Origin of the sequence: Micromonospora narathiwatensis, assembly GCF_900089605.1 — a bacterium.
GTDB lineage: Bacteria > Actinomycetota > Actinomycetes > Mycobacteriales > Micromonosporaceae > Micromonospora > Micromonospora narathiwatensis.
This window is the reverse complement of record NZ_LT594324.1, coordinates 337,379-354,346: the sequence shown is the minus strand read 5'-3', so window position 1 is coordinate 354,346 and position 16,968 is coordinate 337,379. Positions and strand designations below refer to the sequence as shown.

At 74.9% G+C, this 16,968-nt stretch carries 14 protein-coding genes; 6 read left to right on the top strand and 8 right to left on the bottom strand.

Annotation, left to right across the window (positions count from 1 at the left end; all coding sequences use genetic code 11):
* Nucleotides 1-13: 13 nt before the first annotated feature.
* The 7 genes from mnhG to GA0070621_RS01525 form a co-directional block, all read right to left on the bottom strand.
* Nucleotides 14-343: a monovalent cation/H(+) antiporter subunit G gene (gene mnhG / locus GA0070621_RS01555; RefSeq protein WP_091190890.1), complete on the bottom strand. Its 330-nt coding sequence runs from the start codon at nucleotides 341-343 to the stop codon at nucleotides 14-16.
* Nucleotides 343-606 carry a monovalent cation/H+ antiporter complex subunit F gene (locus GA0070621_RS01550; protein WP_091190887.1) on the bottom strand — a complete coding sequence of 88 codons (264 nt, stop codon included), beginning with the start codon at nucleotides 604-606 and terminating at the stop codon, nucleotides 343-345. The genes mnhG and GA0070621_RS01550 overlap by 1 nt, the downstream gene beginning before the upstream one ends.
* Nucleotides 603-1,295 carry a Na+/H+ antiporter subunit E gene (locus tag GA0070621_RS01545; protein WP_091190883.1) on the bottom strand — a complete coding sequence of 231 codons (693 nt, stop codon included), beginning with the start codon at nucleotides 1,293-1,295 and terminating at the stop codon, nucleotides 603-605. Before GA0070621_RS01545 ends, GA0070621_RS01550 begins: the two co-directional genes overlap by 4 nt.
* Nucleotides 1,292-2,815: a Na+/H+ antiporter subunit D gene (locus GA0070621_RS01540; RefSeq protein ID WP_167666496.1), complete on the bottom strand. Its 1,524-nt coding sequence runs from the start codon at nucleotides 2,813-2,815 to the stop codon at nucleotides 1,292-1,294. Before GA0070621_RS01540 ends, GA0070621_RS01545 begins: the two co-directional genes overlap by 4 nt.
* A gap of 55 nt (nucleotides 2,816-2,870) precedes the next feature.
* Entirely contained in the window at nucleotides 2,871-3,341 is a 471-nt protein-coding gene (locus GA0070621_RS01535) for a Na(+)/H(+) antiporter subunit C (RefSeq protein WP_091190878.1), read from the bottom strand.
* On the bottom strand, nucleotides 3,338-6,163 hold the full coding sequence (locus GA0070621_RS01530; protein ID WP_091190874.1) for a Na+/H+ antiporter subunit A: 2,826 nt from the start codon (nucleotides 6,161-6,163) through the stop codon (nucleotides 3,338-3,340). Before GA0070621_RS01530 ends, GA0070621_RS01535 begins: the two co-directional genes overlap by 4 nt.
* Before the next feature lie 148 nt (nucleotides 6,164-6,311).
* Nucleotides 6,312-6,695 carry a hypothetical protein gene (locus GA0070621_RS01525; RefSeq protein ID WP_091190870.1) on the bottom strand — a complete coding sequence of 128 codons (384 nt, stop codon included), beginning with the start codon at nucleotides 6,693-6,695 and terminating at the stop codon, nucleotides 6,312-6,314.
* Between the two features lie 150 nt (nucleotides 6,696-6,845).
* Here GA0070621_RS01525 and GA0070621_RS01520 point away from each other — a divergent pair, with 150 nt between their 5' ends.
* Nucleotides 6,846-11,600, top strand: coding sequence for an Lhr family helicase (locus GA0070621_RS01520; protein ID WP_167666495.1), 4,755 nt, complete (start codon nucleotides 6,846-6,848; stop codon nucleotides 11,598-11,600).
* A gap of 146 nt (nucleotides 11,601-11,746) precedes the next feature.
* The gene (locus GA0070621_RS01515) at nucleotides 11,747-12,253 is read left to right on the top strand and encodes a GNAT family N-acetyltransferase (RefSeq protein ID WP_091190863.1); all 507 of its coding nucleotides are present in this window, start codon (nucleotides 11,747-11,749) and stop codon (nucleotides 12,251-12,253) included.
* Nucleotides 12,254-12,333: 80 nt separating this feature from the next.
* Here GA0070621_RS01515 and GA0070621_RS01510 read toward each other — a convergent pair whose 3' ends face one another.
* Nucleotides 12,334-13,431: a TIGR03118 family protein gene (locus GA0070621_RS01510; RefSeq protein WP_157739797.1), complete on the bottom strand. Its 1,098-nt coding sequence runs from the start codon at nucleotides 13,429-13,431 to the stop codon at nucleotides 12,334-12,336.
* Between the two features lie 263 nt (nucleotides 13,432-13,694).
* On the opposite strand from GA0070621_RS01510, the gene GA0070621_RS01505 reads away from it, so the two are divergent.
* The 4 genes from GA0070621_RS01505 (at nucleotide 13,695) to GA0070621_RS01490 (ending at nucleotide 16,827) form a co-directional block, all read left to right on the top strand.
* Nucleotides 13,695-14,564, top strand: coding sequence for an SAM hydrolase/SAM-dependent halogenase family protein (locus GA0070621_RS01505; protein ID WP_091190856.1), 870 nt, complete (start codon nucleotides 13,695-13,697; stop codon nucleotides 14,562-14,564).
* Between the two features lie 22 nt (nucleotides 14,565-14,586).
* Nucleotides 14,587-15,390, top strand: a complete 804-nt coding sequence (locus GA0070621_RS01500; RefSeq protein ID WP_091190852.1) for a zinc finger domain-containing protein — start codon at nucleotides 14,587-14,589, stop codon at nucleotides 15,388-15,390.
* A gap of 251 nt (nucleotides 15,391-15,641) precedes the next feature.
* Nucleotides 15,642-16,235 (top strand): hypothetical protein, encoded by a 594-nt coding sequence (locus GA0070621_RS01495; RefSeq protein WP_157739796.1) that lies wholly within the window; start codon nucleotides 15,642-15,644, stop codon nucleotides 16,233-16,235.
* On the top strand, nucleotides 16,219-16,827 hold the full coding sequence (locus GA0070621_RS01490; RefSeq protein ID WP_091190844.1) for an OmpA family protein: 609 nt from the start codon (nucleotides 16,219-16,221) through the stop codon (nucleotides 16,825-16,827). The genes GA0070621_RS01495 and GA0070621_RS01490 overlap by 17 nt, the downstream gene beginning before the upstream one ends.
* The last annotated feature ends 141 nt before the right edge of the window (nucleotides 16,828-16,968 follow it).

The window sequence follows — 16,968 nt, the reverse complement described above, 5'->3', positions numbered from 1 at the left end:
CCCGCCGTCCGGTTCACCGCCCGGCCAACTCGTCGACGTCCAGCAGGGCACGGTCGATCCGCCCGGACCGGTAGGCGGCCCGGCCGATCATCTGCGCCGCGACCGGCGCGGTGGCCAGTTGGAAGACCGCGACCAACGCGATCATGCCCAGGTCCCTGGGCGTACGCAGGCGCAGCGCCAGCCCGAGCAGGAGCATCAGCACGCCCAGCACCTGCGGCTTGGTGGCCGCGTGCATCCGGCCCAGCGCGTCGGGGAACCGCAGCACGCCGATCCCGGCGGCCAGGCCGAGCAGCGCACCGGCCAGCAGACAGGCCGCGCCCAGCCAGTCGGCGAGGGCGCTCATCACGCCTCCTCGCGTACCGCGAAGCGGACCAGGGAGACCGATCCGACGAAGCCGAGCAGGGAGAGCACCACCAGCACGGGCAGCGTGCTGGCGTGCCCTTTGACCGCCGCCTCCGCGCCGACCGCACCGAGCATGGTGGCCAGCAGCAGGTCGGCGGCGACGACCCGGTCGACCAGCGACGGCCCCCGGTAGATGCGGGTCAGGGCGAGCAGCGCGGTGACCGAGAGCAGCACGGTCAGCGCGACGGCGAGGACGGTGGTCATTCGGGATTCCTCCTGTCGACGGGTTCGACGGGTTCGACGCCGAGCTGGCGTACCTCCTCGGCGGAGCCGACGGCGCGGACGATGCGCCGTTCGGCGGCGAGGACGCGCTCGCGGCTGGCGGTCAGGTCCTCGGGGCGGCGGACGTCGAGGACGTGCACGTAGAGGACGCCCCGGTCGCGGTCCACGTCGAGGATCAGGGTGCCGGGGACCAGGGAGACCAGCTCGGCGGTGAGGGCCAGGTTGAGGTCGGTGCGGACCCGCAGCGGCGCCGCGATGACCGCGCCGCGCGGCCGGCAGCCGGGGCGGACCGCGACGGCCGCGACGTGCACACTGGCGCTGACCAGTTCGCCGACGAAGGTGACCGCGAGGACCAGCAGCGGGCCGGGGCGGAGCCGGCCACCGAAGGTGACCGGCGGGAGCGGGAAGAAGATCAGCACGGCCGCGCCGACGACGAGGCCGCCGAGCAGGTTGCCCCAGGAGAGGTCGCCCCACAGCAGCAGCCAGATCGCCACCAGCCAGCCGAGCGCCACGGCCTGGTCCCGCCGCCGCCCGCCCCGCCCGACGGCCGCCGGCGGGTCCTCAGCCGCCGGCGCGTCACGGGCCGCGCCGGGGTCGTGGGACGCCTGCGGGTCGTCGGGTGGGCGGGCCTCCGGTGCCGGTCCGCGGCGGTCCGGCCGGTCGTCGGTCACGGTGCGTCCACCGGCAGGACGGCCCGCACGTACGGGGTGCGTTCGCGCAGGTCGGTGGCGGCGTCCACGCTGACCCGGAACAGCGGCCCGGCGGCCACGGTCAGCGCCACGCCGAGCGCCACCAGGGCGGTGGTGGCGCCGACCATCAGCGCGGGCAGCCGTACCGGCGGGTGCGTGGTGGCCTGCCGGGGCGCCCGCCAGAACGCGATGCTCCACACCCGGGAGGCGGTGTAGAGGGTGAGCAGGCTGGTCAGCGCCCCGGCGGCGACGAGTACGGCGGGCAGCACCCCGCCGGCCGCCACGCCGGCCTGGAGCAGGCCGAGCTTGCCGAGGAAACCGGAGAACGGCGGGATGCCGGCCAGGTTCATCGCCGGTACGAAGAAGAGCACGGCGAGCAGCGGGGCGACCCGGGCCAGTCCGCCCAGCCGCCGCAGGTCGGTGCTGCCGGCCCGCTGCTCGACCAGGCCGGCGACCAGGAAGAGGGTGGTCTGGACGGTGATGTGGTGAACCACGTAGAAGATCGCCCCGGCCAGGCCGGCGACGCTGCTCAACGCCACCCCGAAGATCATGTAGCCGATGTGGCTGACCAGGGTGAAGGAGAAGAGCCGCTTCATGTCGAACTGGGCCACCGCGCCGAGGATGCCGACCACCATGGTCAGCCCGGCCACCACCAGGAGCAGGCCGGCGACCTGCCCGCCGGGGAAGAGCAGGGTCTCGGTGCGGATGATCGCGTACACGCCGACCTTGGTGAGCAGGCCGGCGAAGACCGCGGTGACCGGGGCCGGCGCGGTCGGGTAGCTGTCCGGCAGCCAGGCGGAGACCGGGAAGACCGCCGCCTTGATGCCGAAGGCGAGCAGCAGCATGAGCTGCAACCCCAGGCGTACGCCGTCCGGCAGCGCGTCCAGCCGCCCGGCGAGCTGGGCCATGTTCAGGGTGCCGGTGGCCGCGTACACCAGGCCCACCGCGGTCAGGAAGATCATCGAGGAGAGGATGCTGACCACCACGTACGTCGGGCCGGTGCGGATGCGGGTCTCGGTGCCGCCGAGCGTGATCAGCACGAAGCTCGCGGCCAGCAGGATCTCGAAGCCGACGTACAGGTTGAACAGGTCGCCGGCCAGGAAGGCGTTGGTCACGCCGGCGGTGAGCACGAGGTAGGTGGGGTGGTAGATGCTCACCGGCGCGCTCTCGCCGACCTCCCCCCGACCCTGGCCGACCGAGTAGAGCAGCACGCAGAGGGTCACCGCCGAGGAGACCACCAGCAGCAGGGCCGCCAACTGGTCGGCGATCAGCACGATGCCGACCGGCGCGGGCCAGCCGCCCACCTGGACCACCACCGGCCCGTGCCGGTACGCCTCGACCAGCAGCAGCACCGCGACCGCCAGGGTGGCGGCGAGGCCGAACACGCTGACCGAGCGCTGCAACCTGGGCCGGTTGCCCAGGATCAGGGTGAGCGCGGCGCCGAACAGCGGCACCACCACCGGCAACGGCACCAGCGCCGGGGTCACCCCGCCACCGCTCACCGTGCTTCCCCCGTTCGCGACTGCGGGGCTCGCAAAACCGGCTCACTCCTCACGCTCACCGTGCCTCCCCCCGGCGGCGCAGCCGGCGCAGCGCCGGCTCCGGGTCCACCTGCTCCGGGTCGTCGTCCGGCCCCTCGCCGCCGAGGTCCGCGGCGGAGACCTCGTTGCGCTCGGCGAGCCGGGCGATCTGTCGGTCCTCGAGGTCGTCCTGCACCTCGTCGTCGCCGCTGAGATACCAGCTCCGGTAGGCGACGGCGAGCAGGAACGCGGTCAGCCCGAAGGTGATCACCACGGCGGTGAGCACCATGGCCTGCGGCAGGGCGTCGCTCGTCCCGCCGGTCGACCCGGTGCCGACCAGCGGCGCGTCGCCCGCCCGGCCACCGACCAGGATCAGCAGGTTCACCCCGTTGCCCAGCAGGATGATGCCGAGCAGGATGCGGGTCAGGCTCCGCTCCAGCAGGAGCGTGACGCCGGCGGCGGCGAGCACGCCGACGGCGACCACCAGGACCAGGCTCGGCTGTCTCACCGCCGCTCCCCCTCCCGCTCGACCGTGAGCCCCCGGGCCGGCTCGCCGGCCGCCTCGACGTGCCGGTCCACCTCGGCGCCGAGGCTGCGCAGGACGTCCAGCACCAGCCCGACCACGACCAGGTAGACGCCAATGTCGAAGAAGAGCGACGTGACCAGGTGGAAATGGCCGACCAGGGGGAGCCAGAGGTGCACCTGCCCGCTCCGCAGCACGGCGCCGGTGGTCAGCAGCCCGACCACGCCGCTGCCGACCGAGAGGCCCAGCCCGGCGCCGAGCAGCGTGCCGGCCCCGACCGGTACGGCCTCGGCCAGCTCGTACCGGCCGCCGGCCAGGTAGCGGACCGCCAGGGCGAGACTGGCGACCAGCCCGCCGGCGAACCCGCCCCCGGGGGCGTTGTGCCCGGAGACGAGCAGGAACAGGGAGAAGATCAGTACGGTGTGGAAGATCAGCCGGGTGACCACCTCGAAGACGATCGAGCGGCGGTGCTCCTGCAGGGTGGTCCCGCCGCGCAGCCACACCGTGCGCCGGTCCCCGGACGGGCGCGGGCGGCGCGGCCGGGGCCCGGTGCGGGACCGCTCGTAGATCAGGCTGGCCACCCCGGTCGCGGCCGCCACCAGCACCGAGATCTCGCCCATGGTGTCCCAGGCCCGGATGTCCACCAGGGTCACGTTGACCACGTTGCGGCCGTGGCCCTGCGCGACTGCCAGGTCGGGGAAGGCCAGCGAGATCGACGGGGCACGCCGGGCGCCGGCCGCGACGAGGGCGAGTCCCGCCAGCACCACCCCGGTCGCGGCCCCGATCCCCCGGCGTGCCCAACGGCTGAGGCGCAGCGGGCGGGCCGAGAAGCGGTCCGGCAGCCGGCGCAGCACCAGCACGAACACCGCGATGGTGGCCGTCTCCACCAGGAACTGGGTGAGCGCCAGGTCGGGCGCGCCGTAGAGCACGAAGATCATCGCCGTGCCGTAGCCGGTCACCCCGACCAGCAGCATCGCGGTGAGCCGGCGCCGGGCGCCGACCGCGAGCACCGCCGCCACCGCGATCACCGCGCAGACCACGACCTGCGCCGGGGTGTCCCAGGCGACCAGGCCGGTCCGCCAGGGCCGGGCGACCAGCATCGCCGTGCCGGGCACCAGGACCAGCACGACCAGCACGGTGCCGAGGTACTGCGGCAGGGCGCCGCGCTGGGTGGCGCCGGTGACCTTGATGGCGAACCGGTCGAACTGGTGGGTCACCCACTCGTACCCCTGGTTGCCGCCGACCGGGGCGCGCAGCCGGGCCAGCGCGGGGGCGAGCGGGCCGCGGACCAGGTGCAGCGCCGCGCCGCCGGCGATCGCGGCGGCGGAGAGGCCCAGCGCGACGGTCGGTCCGTGCCAGAGCGCCAGGCCCTCCTCGACCGGGCCGAGCAGCTCGGCGTACGGGCGGAGCAGGCCGCCGAGCCAGCCGGCGGCCGGGCCGGCGGCGAGCCCGGCCACGGCGAGCAGGCCCGCGGGTACGAGCATCACGGCCGGGGGCCGCTCGACGTCGGTGGCCGGGACGCCCGGTCGGGCGGCGAAGGCGCCCCAGACGAAGCGGATGCTGTAGGCCACGGTGAGCGCGCTGCCCGCGACGAGCACCGCGAGCAGCACGGGCCGCCCGGGGAACGCGGCGAGGACCGCCTCCTTGGCGACGAAGCCGAGCAGCGGCGGCAGTCCGGCCATCGAGGCGGCGGCCAGCGCGGCGACCCCGGCGAGCACCGGCGCGCCCCGCCACACGCCGGACAGGTCGCGCAGGTCCCGGCTGCCGGCGCTGTGGTCGAGGATGCCGACGACGAGGAAGAGCGCCGCCTTGAACAGCCCGTGCGCCAGCAGCAGCGCGGTGCCCGCGAGCGCCGCCTGCGGGGTGCCCGCGCCGAGCACCACGGTCAGCAGGCCGAGCTGACTGACGGTCCCGTACGCGAGCAACAGCTTGAGGTCGGTCTGCCGCAGCGCCGCCCAACCCCCGACGACCAGGGTGACCAGCCCGGCGACCACGGTGACCGACCGCCACGGGCCGACCGGGGCGAGCGCCGGGGCGAGCAGCGCGACCAGGAAGACCCCGGCCTTCACCATCGCCGCCGCGTGCAGGTACGCGCTGACCGGCGTCGGGGCCGCCATCGCCACCGGCAGCCACGAGGTGAACGGGAAGACCGCCGACTTGGCCAGCGCCCCGGCCAGGATCAGCAACACGGCCGTGACGAGGTACCCGCCGCCCGGCGGCGGGACGGCGGTGATCAGGGACCAGCGGTAGCCGCCGGCGTGGTGGCCGAGCAGGAGGAGACCGACCAGCATGGCCAGCCCGCCGAGCGTGGTGACGGTCAGCGCCTGGGCGGCGGCCAACCGGCTGGATCGTCGTTCGGTGCTGTGCCCGATCAGCAGGTAGGAGAAGACCGTGGTCAGCTCCCAGAAGACGTAGAGCAGCAGCAGGTCGTCGGAGACGACCAGGCCGAGCATCGCCCCGGCGAAGGCGACCAGGACGGCCGCGAACCGGGCCAGTCCCGCCGAGCCGGCGTGGAAGTAGCGGGCGGAGTAGACCAGCACCAGCGCGCCGACGCCGCCGACCAGCAGCAGCATCAGCCAGGACAGGGTGGTGACCCGCAGCGCCACGTCGAGCTGGAGGTCCGCGATCCAGGGGTACGTCTCGACCACCGCGCCGCCGGTGCGGACCGTCCCGGTGTGGGCGACGGCCCAGCCGAAGGTGGCGGCCGGGGCGAGCGCGAGCGGGTAGCAGGCACGCGGTCCCCACCTTCGCACCAGCAGCGGCGCGAGCAGGGCCGCCACCAGGTGCAGGATCAGCAGGACGAGCACGCGTACTCCAGGTCGAGGTGGCGGCGCGCGCCGCCACGCCACGACCGATCAGACGTCAGATCGCCGGGCGAGGGGCAGGTTTACGGAAAATGCCCCGCTCGGGGCTCGATTGGGCATACCCAGGCGCGGCCGGCTGGTAAACGCGGCGTCAGACGTGTCGAGCCGGAATGGTCGTGGCCGGCTCAGGGGCCGGGCGCTCCCGCGGGGTCTCCACCAGCAGGTCGGGGCGGCCGAGCTGGCGGACGGCCTTGTTGACCACCCGCTGGGCGGCGGCGAGGGAACGTACCGGCAGCAGCTTGCCGCGGCTCTCCCGACGCAGGACGAAATAGTGCACGGCGGCGCGAACCAGCCCGCGGTCGGCGGCGCTGGAGTGGGCGGTGGCGACGACCAGCTCGCGCAGGCAGCGGGCCAGCTTCTCGGCGAGCTCCAGCTCGGGACCGTGCAGCCCGGTGCGGAGCGTGGCGAGATGACTGTCGACCTTGCGGATGAGCACGTCGGTCCCGGGCCCGGAGCCTCGCCCCTCGACGGTCATCCACGCCCTCCACCCCACGCTGCGTTGCGAGTGAAGTTACTTTATGTTGCGCGGCACAAGCAAGCAGTTAAGTAAGACTTAATAGCTGCAACGCCTCATCCATCGCGTAAGCCTTCCTACCCGGACAGAACAGCGTCCGGCGCGGGCCGAATGTCACATCGGCGAGGCAGGATGGACGGCGTGGCGGACGAGGTGACCGGCGGAGACGTGCTGGCGGGTTTCGGCGCGGCGACCCGGGAGTGGTTCACCGCCGCCTTCGCGGCGCCCACCGCCGCCCAGGCCGGCGCGTGGCGGTCGGTCGCCGCCGGGCGCAACGCCCTGGTCGTGGCGCCGACCGGCTCCGGCAAGACGCTGGCCGCGTTCCTCTGGTCGCTGGACCAGCTGGCCAAGGCGCCCCCGCCGGCCGAGGCGCGGCAGCGCTGCCGGGTGCTCTACGTCAGCCCGCTCAAGGCCCTCGCCGTCGACGTGGAGCGCAACCTGCGCGCCCCGCTCGCCGGCATCCGGCAGGCGGCCACCCGGCTCGGCGTCACCCCGCCGGAGATCACCGTCGGCATGCGCACCGGCGACACGCCGGCCGACGAGCGACGGGCCTTCGCGCGTACCCCGCCGGACATCCTCATCACCACGCCGGAGTCGCTCTTCCTGCTGCTCACCTCCGCCGCCCGGGACTCGCTGCGCGGGGTGCGGACAGTCATCGTCGACGAGGTGCACGCGGTCGCCGGCACCAAGCGCGGCGCCCACCTGGCGCTCTCGCTGGAGCGCCTCGACGCGCTGCTGGAGGCGCCCGCACAGCGGATCGGCCTCTCCGCCACCGTACGCCCGGTCGACGGCTGCGCCCGGTTCCTCGGCGGGGCCCGCCCGGTCGACGTGGTGCAGCCGGCCAGCGGCAAGACAATCGAGGTCAGCGTCCAGGTGCCGGTGGAGGACATGACCCGCCTCGACGAGCAGGAGCCGCCGGAGGACGACCTCGGCGGCCCCGGCCCGCGCCGGGCGTCGATCTGGCCGGCCGTCGAGGAGCGGGTCTTCGCGCTGATCCGGTCGCACCGGTCGACCATCGTGTTCACCAACTCCCGGCGCAGCGCCGAGCGGCTCTGCGCACGCCTCAACGAGCTGGCCGCCGAGGAGCTGGAGTCGGCGGGCGCCCCGGAGGGCGGTCGCGTGGCGCTGGGCGGCGGGTCGGTGGGCGTATCCGATCCGCCTGGTCGGGGCGACGGGCCGGCGGCCGGCGACGGCAGTCGGGTGGACGGACCCGGCCCGCAGCTCGGTGGGCCGGCACGGCGGCGCGGTGCGGACGCGTGGGGCGGCCCGGCTGGGCCGCTGCGGGCGCCCCGGCAGCCGGCCGAGGTGATGGCCCAGTCCGGGGCGGCGGCCGGCGCGGCGCCGGTGATCGCCCGCGCCCACCACGGCAGCGTCTCCCGCGAGGAGCGCAAGCACATCGAGGAGGCGCTCAAGGCCGGGCAGCTCCCCGCCGTGGTCGCCACCTCCAGCCTGGAGCTGGGCATCGACATGGGCGCGGTCGACCTGGTGGTGCAGATCGAGGCCCCGCCGAGCGTCGCCGCCGGCCTGCAACGGGTCGGCCGGGCCGGGCACCAGGTCGGCGCGGTCTCCCGGGGCGTGGTCTTCCCCAAGCACCGCGGCGACCTGCTCTCCTGCACGGTCGTCGCCGAGCGGATGGCCGAGGGGGCGATCGAGGAGCTGCGCTACCCGCGCAATCCGCTCGACGTGCTGGCCCAACAGGTCGTGGCGATGGTGGCGCTGGAGCCGTGGCGGCTGGGCGACCTCGCCGTGCTGGTCCGCCGGGCGGCGCCCTTCGCCGAGCTGCCCGACTCGGCGCTGCACGCGGTGCTCGACATGCTCTCCGGCCGCTACCCGTCGACCGCCTTCGCCGAGCTGCGGCCCCGGCTGGTCTGGGACCGGGCCACCGACGTGCTCACCGGCCGGCCGGGAGCCCAGCGACTCGCGGTGACCAGCGGCGGCACCATCCCCGACCGGGGGCTGTTCGGCGTATTCCTGGCCGGGGCGGAGCGGGCCGCCCGGGTGGGCGAGCTGGACGAGGAGATGGTCTACGAGTCCCGGGTCGGCGACGTCTTCCTGCTCGGCTCGTCGTCCTGGCGGATCGAGGAGATCACCCCCGACCGGGTGCTGGTCTCCCCCGCCCCCGGGCAGGCCGCCCGGATGCCGTTCTGGAAGGGCGACCAGCTCGGCCGCCCCGTCGAGCTGGGCCGGGCCATCGGCGCCCGGATCCGGGCACTGCTCCGGTCCAGCGACTCCGACGCCGTCGCCGCGCTGCGCGCCGGCGGGCTGGACGACTGGGCCGCCGGCAACCTGCTGGCCTACCTGCGGGAGCAGCGGGAGGCCACCCGCGCCCTGCCGGACGACCGGACGGTGGTGGTCGAGCGGTTCCGCGACGAGCTGGGCGACTGGCGGCTCGCCGTGCACTCGGTGCTCGGCGCGCGGGTCAACGGCCCCTGGGCGCTCGCCATCGGCCGCCGCCTCGCCGAACGGTACGGGGTGGACGCCCAGGTCATGCCCTCCGACGACGGCATCGTGGTGCGGCTGCCGGACACCGCCGACGAGCCGCCCGGCGCCGACGTGGTGGTCTTCGAACCCGACGAGATCGCCCAGCTCGTCGAGGAGTCCGTCGGCACCTCGGCGCTCTTCGCGTCCCGGTTCCGCGAGTGCGCGGCCCGGTCCCTGCTGCTGCCCCGCCGCGACCCGCGCCGCCGGCAGCCGCTCTGGCAGCAGCGGCAGCGGGCCGCCCAGCTCCTCGACGTCGCCCGCGAGTACGCCGACTTCCCGGTCACCCTGGAGGCCGCCCGGGAGTGCCTCCAGGACGTCTTCGACCAGCCGGCGCTGGCCGAACTGATGCGCGACCTGGCCGCCCGCAAGGTGCGCCTGGTCGAGGTGGAGTCCGAGCGCCCGTCCCCGTTCGCCCGCTCGCTGCTCTTCGGCTACGTCGGCGCGTTCCTCTACGAGGGCGACGCGCCGCTGGCCGAACGCCGGGCCGCCGCGCTCGCCCTCGACTCCGGGCTGCTCGGCGAGCTGCTCGGCCGGGTCGACCTGCGGGAGCTGCTCGACCCGGCGGTGCTCGCCGAGACCGAGCGGCAGCTGCGCTGGCGCACCGAGCAGCGCCGCCCCCGCGACGCCGAGGACGTGGTCGAGCTGCTCCGCGTCGTCGGCGACCTGAGCGACGCCGAGCTGGCCGAGCGGGGCGTACCGGCCGGGTGGCTGGCCGAGCTGGCGGCGGCCCGCCGGGTGCTGCGGGTCCGGATCGCCGGCGAGGAACGCTGGGTCGGCGTCGAGGACGCGGCCCGGCTACGCGACGCGCTCGGCGTGGCGCTGCCGGTCGGGGTCGCGGAGGCATACCTGGCGCCGGTGGCCGACCCGCTCGGCGACCTGGTCGCCCGGTACGCGCGCACCCACGGCCCGTTCGCGGCGGCCACCTGCGCCGCCCGGTTCGGGCTCGGGGTGTTCGTGGTCGAGCAGGCGCTGCGCCGGCTCGCCGCCACCGGGCGGGTGGTCTCCGGCGAGTTCGCCCCGGACAGCGTCGGCACCCAGTGGTGCGACGCCGAGGTGCTGCGGCTGCTACGCCGCCGTTCGCTCGCCGCGCTGCGCCGGGAGATCGAGCCGGTGCCGCCACGAGCACTCGCCGCGTTCCTGCCCCGCTGGCAGCAGGTCGGCTCGTCGGCCCGGGGCGTGGAGGCGGTCGCCGCCACGGTCGAGCAGTTGCAGGGGGCGGCGGTGCCGGCGTCCGCGCTGGAACGCCTGGTGCTGCCCGCCCGGGTGGCCGACTACTCCCCCGCCCAGCTCGACGAGCTGTGCGCCAGCGGCGAGGTGGTGTGGGCCGGGTCCGGGGCGATCTCCGGCGGCGACGGCTGGATCACCCTCGCGTACGCCGATGTCGCGCCGCTGCTGCTCCCGCCGCCAGGCGAGGCGTTGGCGCCGACCCCGCTGCACGAGGCCGTGCTGGACGCGCTCGGCGACGGGCAGGCGCTCTTCTTCCGCGCGCTCTCCGACCGGGTCGGCTCGACCGACGACGCCGCGCTGGCGGTCGCGATCTGGGACCTGGTCTGGGCCGGGCACCTCACCAACGACACGCTCGCCCCGCTGCGGGCGGTGCTCGGCGGGGGCGGGGCGCACCGGTCCCGGCCGTCCGCCCCGCGTACCCGCTACCGCCGGCCCGGCCGGGTGGCGCTGCCCAGCCGCGGCGGCCCGCCCACCGTGGCTGGGCGCTGGTCCCGGCTGCCCGACCGGGACCTCGACCCGACCCGCCGGGCCGCCGCCCTCGCCGACCTGCTGCTCGAACGGCACGGCGTGGTCACCCGGGGCGCGGTCCTGGCCGAGCAGGTCACCGGTGGCTTCGCCGCGGTCTACCCGGTGCTGTCCGCGCTGGAGGAGCGCGGGGCGACCCGCCGGGGCTACTTCGTCGAGGGGCTGGGCGCGGCCCAGTTCGCGGTGCCCGGGGCGGTGGACCGGATCCGCGCCCTGGCCGACGACGTCCGGGGCGCGGGCGGGCCGCCCCTGGTCCTGGCCGCCACCGACCCGGCGAACCCGTACGGCGCGGCGCTGCCCTGGCCGGAACGGGTGGTCGACTCCGGCGACGGCGGGGCCCCGGCCGCCGGGCACCGGGCCGGGCGCAAGGCCGGTGCGCTGGTCGTGCTGGTCGGCGGCGACCTGGTGCTCTATGTGGAGCGGGGCGGACGGACCCTGCTGTCGTTCACCGACGACGCCGACGCGCTCGCCGGGGCCGGCAAGGCGCTCGCGGACGCGGTGCACTCCGGCGCCCTCGGCGCGATCTCGGTGGAGCGCGCCGACGGCGAGGCGGTCCACTCCTCCCCGCTACGCGACGCGCTGACCGCCGCCGGTTTCCGGGCCACCCCGCGCGGCCTGCGCCTCCGCGGCTGACTCCCCCGCGCCCCGCGCCCCGCGCCCCGCGCCCCGCGCCAAGATCGTGCTCGATCTTGCGAACCTGCTCCGCGCATTTCGCGCGGCGGCGGCGGTTCCTCCGGTCGGTAAGGTGTGGCCGGCAGCCGACGAGGGAGGAGGCTCCGATGGCCCCGATCCAGGTACGACCTGCGGAGCCGCGCGACGAGGCCGACATGGCGGTGCTGCACCACCGCGAGTGGGGCGGCCCGTACGTGGTGGTCCACGACACCCGCTACGACCTGCGGGAGCTTCCGGCGCTGGTGGCGGTGGACGGCGAGGGCGAGCTGGCCGGTGCTTTGGTCTACCGGCTCGCCGACGACGGGCTGGAGGTGGTGAGCCTGGTGGCCGCCGCTCCCGGCCTGGGCGCCGGCAACGCCCTGCTGGCCGCCGCCGAGGGGATCGCGCTGGCCGCCGGGGTGGACCGGTTCTGGCTGGTCACCACCAACGACAACCTCGCCGCGCTGCGCTTCTACCAGCGCCGGGGGCTGCGGATCGTGGCGGTGGACGTGGGCGCGGTCGACCGGGCCCGACGGCTGAAGCCGGCCATCCCGTACGTCGGCGAGGACGACATCCCACTGCACGACGAGCTGCGGCTGGAACGCCGGCTGGCCGCGACACCGCGACCGCAGTGACCGGTTCCACGACCTCCGTGTGCGGGAATGGCGCCGCGCCCCCAGGGTGACCCGGGGGCGCGGCAGGGTACGGCGGGCCGTCAGTTCGCCCGGATCAGCTGACCGACCAGACCGTGCTGCTCGTTGTCCGGCCCCGAGCTGAACCAGAGCGTGCCCTCGCCGCCGGTCTGCTCGGTCCCCGGCAACAGCGCCCAGAGACCGTCGATCGTGATGACGTCACCGTCGTCGTCCCGCAGCAGTCCCTCGAACTCGTTGCCGTCGAACACGTTGATCTTGCCGTCGCCGAAGTTGCCGACCAGCAGGTCCCCGGCGAACCTGCCGAAGCTCTTCGGCGCGATGGCCATGCCCCACGGCGCGTTGAGCGTCCCCCGGCTGGCGACCCGGCACACGCGCCGGCCGAAGTCGGTGAACAGGTTCACGAAGCCGAGCCCGACACCGGGCACGTCGTCATGGGCCGCCGCGTCCTGCTTGGCGTAGCTGACGTAGACCGCCTCGCCGACGGCGAACACGTTGAACGGCGCGAACCCCTCCGGCAACTCCTCGTCCTGGAAGCGGCGGTCCGAAAGTTCGACCTTGTCGAAGTGCTCGTCGAACACGTCGATCCGCGCGTTGTGGAAGTCGGCGGCGAGGAGGAAGTTGCCGGAGTCCGTGTGCAGCAGGGTGGCTCCCTTGTAGACCGCGCCCTCCGCCCCGTGGGCGACGACGACTCCGTTGGCGCCCGCGTTCTGGTTCCACGCGATGACGTCGCCGCCCTCGGTGACGAAGATGAACCTGGCGGGCGCGTTGCCGCCCCCGTTCGGCACCGCGAAGCCGTCCGTGTCGTTGAACACCGCGCCGGTCGGCCCGCCGGGCACGTTGACCGTGATGTTGACCTTGTCAACGGGCGCGCCGTCCACCCCGCCGCTGTAGACGGTGGCCGTGTCGGTGCCGTTGTTGGCCACCCACAACGGCGTGTCCGGGCCCAGGGCGAGGCCCCAGGTGTTGACCGCGTTCGGGTCCACGAACGGTGGTCTTCGGGCATCCTGCTTCAGCGCCTGGTCCGAGACCTGGTTTATCACGTCGAAGCGTGGCGTCCCGTGCCGCTCGTGGCCGCCGTCGTGGGCCCAGGCCGGACTACCGACGGCGGTGGCCGCGGCCACCGCCCCGATGGTGACCAGCCGCACCATCTTCGTCGCCATGCTGCTCCTCTCGCTCGAGTGACAGGGGCCGGCGTCCGCGAGAAGGGCCGGGTGACCGTCGCGGCCGCGGGCGTGGGCGTCGGCGGCTCGGCGCGTGGGAATTCGTGGAGCCCTCGGCCGTCCCGAGTCTCGGACGCCCATAGCGACCGTTCCATGGCGATCGCGGGCTCCTCGCCAGATTGGCGAAACATTGTCACATTCCACCCGTTAGAGGCGGCGTCCCGCCGTCCGGCCGTCACCGGCCCGCCGGATAGCCTTCCCGCATGTCCCGGACCGCGTGGATCTCGCTGACCACCGACTACGGTCTCGCCGACGGGTTCGTGGCCGCCTGCCACGGGGTGCTCGCCCGGATCGCCCCGGCCGCCCGGGTGATCGACGTGACCCACCTGGTGCCGCCGGCGGACGTCCGCCGGGGTGCGTCGGTGCTCGCGCAGACGGTGCCGTACCTGCCGGCGGGGGTGCACGTGGCGGTGGTCGACCCGGGTGTCGGCACCGCCCGCCGGGGGATCGGCCTGGCCGCTCCGGGCGGGCTGCTCGTCGGCCCGGACAACGGCCTGCTGCTGGACGCCGCCGAGGCCCTGGGTGGGATCACCGCCGCGGTCGAGCTGACCAACCCGGGGTGGCTGGCTCCGGTGGTCTCCCGCACCTTCCACGGCCGGGACGTCTTCGCGCCGGTCGCCGCCCGGTTGGCGCTCGGCGCACCGCTCGCCGAGGCCGGCCCGGCGTTGGATCCGGCGGCGCTGGTCCGGCTGCCCGTGCCGGTGGTCCGCGCCGAGCCGGACGGGTTCGCCGCCGAGGTGCTCACCGTCGACCACTTCGGCAACGTCCAGCTCGCCGCCCCGGCCGGCCTCCTCGACGGACTCCCGGAGCGGGTCCGGGTGGCCGGCGACCGACAGCTCCCGGAGCGGGTCCGGGTGGCGGGAGACCGACAAGTCTCGCTCGCCGGGTCCGGCGGCGTGCCGCGAGCCGGAGCGGTCGCGGTGCGCGGGCACACCTTCGGCGACGCCGCGGCCGGGGAGTTGGTCGTGTACGCCGACTCGGCCGGGCTGGTCGCGCTGGCGGTCAACACCGGCCGGGCGGTCGACCTGCTCGGCGTACGCCCCGGCGACGTGCTGACGGTGACGGCGAGCTGAGCCGGCGAGGGAGGATCGACGGGTGCCCGAAGGCGACACCGTCTGGAACACCGCCCGCCTCCTCCAGCGGGCGCTGGCCGGTGCCCGGCTCACCGGCTCCGACTTCCGGGTGCCGCGGCTCGCCGCGACCGACCTCACCGGTTGGACCGTCCGCGAGTCGGCCAGCCGCGGAAAGCACCTGCTGCTCCGGCTCGCCGCGCCGGACGGGCCCGACGGCCGGCGGGACTGGACGCTGCACTCGCACCTGCGGATGGACGGCGCCTGGCGGGCGTACGCCCCGGGCGAGCGGTGGGCGGCCCGGCCGGCGCACCTGATCCGGGCGGTGCTCCGCTCCCCCGGCGCGGTGGCGGTCGGCTACCACCTGCACGAGCTGGCCCTGATCCCGACCGCCGAGGAGGAGTCGCTGGTCGGGCGCCTCGGGCCAGACCTGCTCGGCCCGGACTGGGACCCGGACGAGGCGGTCCGCCGGTTGGCCGCCCACCCGGACGAGACCATCGGTGAGGCGCTGCTGGACCAGCGCAACCTGGCCGGGGTCGGCAACCTCTACAAGTGCGAGGTGCTGTTCCTGCGCGGCGTCTCGCCGTGGACGCCGGTCGGCGCGGTGCCCGACCTGGCCGGCACGGTCGCCCTCGTGCAGCGGCTGCTCGCCGCGAACCGGGGCCGCTGGACGCAGAGCACCACCGGCTCGCTGCACCGGGGGCAGACCAGCTACGTGTACGGCCGCCGGGCACAGCCCTGCCGGCGCTGCGGCACTGCCATCCGCAAGGAGGAACTGGGCGAACGGGTCACCTACTGGTGTCCCACCTGCCAGCCGGACCACCGCTGACGGGCTTGCCTTGGCCGGCCGGGCCGCGACCGCTCACGCCGCCGCTCCGCTCCACTCTCCGCCACATCGACAAAGAGCCTCTGGGTCATGTCCTGACCTGGAGGGAGCAGGTCCTCCGGTCCGTACGACTACCGGCCGCGCTCAGGCGTCCATTTTGTAGGCTGGCCGCTCGTGCACACCGAGCCTGGGGTCGGGCGTCGTGGTCGGCGACGTCGCCCCGCGTTCGACGACATGGGGGGGTAGGCGGTCTCGTGCGGTCAAACAGGACGAGCCGGCTCGGCGCGTTCGCGCTGATCACGACGTTGGCAATGACGGGATGCGGGGTCCTGGGCGGCCCCGACCGGCCCGAAGGCACGCAGGCCACAGCCGTTGCCGCGACCGAGACCGTCGCGGACCTCGGCGCGGTCGTCGCCACCCGCGACGCGCAGATCACCAGGGGCAGGAACCTCTATTCGGTGCGCGTCGAGCTGTACGAACTGCGACGCCGGGACGGGTTCGTCAACGTCAACGTCAAGATGACCCGCACCGACCAGGGCACGGGGAACGACGACTGGCAGGTCGGCGACACCTTCGAGGGCGACACCATCTCGCTCACCTTCGCCGGGGTGACCCTGGTGGACCGGAAGAACCGCAAGCGGTACCTGGTCGCGAGGGTGGACCCGGACACCGCCCCGGGCGGGAAGGACAGCCAGTACCTCGCCTCGACCAACCTCTCCAAGATTTTCGTGAAGCCCGACCAGTCCATCTGGCTGTACGCCACCTTCGGCGCCCCGCCGGACGACGTCACCGCCGTCGACGTGGTCATCCCCCGGGTACCGGTGTTCGAGAATGTCCCGCTCGGCTGAGCGGGCGGCGGCGCTGGCCGTCGCCCTCGTCCTTGTCGTACCGGCCGGTGCGGCGGTGGCCGCGCAGCCGACGTCCCCGCCGCCGGGGCCGGTGGTCGTGCCCGGGCCGAGCATCGCCCCCGGCACGGAGGTGGTCCGCCCGGTGCTGGACATCACCGCTTCCGCGCTCGACATCCTCGTCCCGGTCGAGGACCTGGCCGACGGCAGCATCACCGCCGAGTCCGGCTCGCGGGTCGAGCTGACGCTCGCCGCCGACGTGCTGTTCGCCTTCGGCAGGGCCGAGCTGTCCCCGGCCGCCCGGACCCGGCTGGCCGGAGTCGCCGAGCAGCTCCGTACGCAGGCCAAGGGCACGATCCAGATCCACGGCCACACCGACTCGGTCGGCGACGAGCGGAGCAACCTCACGCTGTCCCGGCGGCGGGCGGAGGCGGTCCGGGCCGAGCTGGTCCGGCTGCTCGGTGCCCCGTCGGTCGGCTTCGAGGTGCGGGTCTTCGGCGAGGCGCGGCCGGTGGCGCCGAACCGGGTGGACGGCCGGGACAACCCGGCGGGTCGGGCCCGGAACCGGCGGGTGGAGATCCGCTTCGACCGCTGACACCTAACCGCCGGTCCGTGGAACTTCCACGAACCGGCAAGATCCCCCCGAGATACGGACGGTTGGGTACTTCCCTCCCCCACCTTCGGCGTCGCATGCTGCGGTTGACCGCTCACCGATCGTCAGCAGCGCGTACGCCCG

Coding starts and splice junctions, on each gene's coding strand:
- mnhG (WP_091190890.1), bottom strand. CDS start 343: ATGAGCGCCCTCGCCGACTGGCTGGGCGCGGCCTGTCTGCTGGCCGGT.
- GA0070621_RS01550 (WP_091190887.1), bottom strand. CDS start 606: ATGACCACCGTCCTCGCCGTCGCGCTGACCGTGCTGCTCTCGGTCACC.
- GA0070621_RS01525 (WP_091190870.1), bottom strand. CDS start 6,695: ATGACCGTCGAGGGGCGAGGCTCCGGGCCCGGGACCGACGTGCTCATC.
- GA0070621_RS01520 (WP_167666495.1), top strand. CDS start 6,846: ATGTCACATCGGCGAGGCAGGATGGACGGCGTGGCGGACGAGGTGACC.
- GA0070621_RS01515 (WP_091190863.1), top strand. CDS start 11,747: ATGGCCCCGATCCAGGTACGACCTGCGGAGCCGCGCGACGAGGCCGAC.
- GA0070621_RS01510 (WP_157739797.1), bottom strand. CDS start 13,431: ATGGCGACGAAGATGGTGCGGCTGGTCACCATCGGGGCGGTGGCCGCG.
- GA0070621_RS01505 (WP_091190856.1), top strand. CDS start 13,695: ATGTCCCGGACCGCGTGGATCTCGCTGACCACCGACTACGGTCTCGCC.
- GA0070621_RS01490 (WP_091190844.1), top strand. CDS start 16,219: ATGTCCCGCTCGGCTGAGCGGGCGGCGGCGCTGGCCGTCGCCCTCGTC.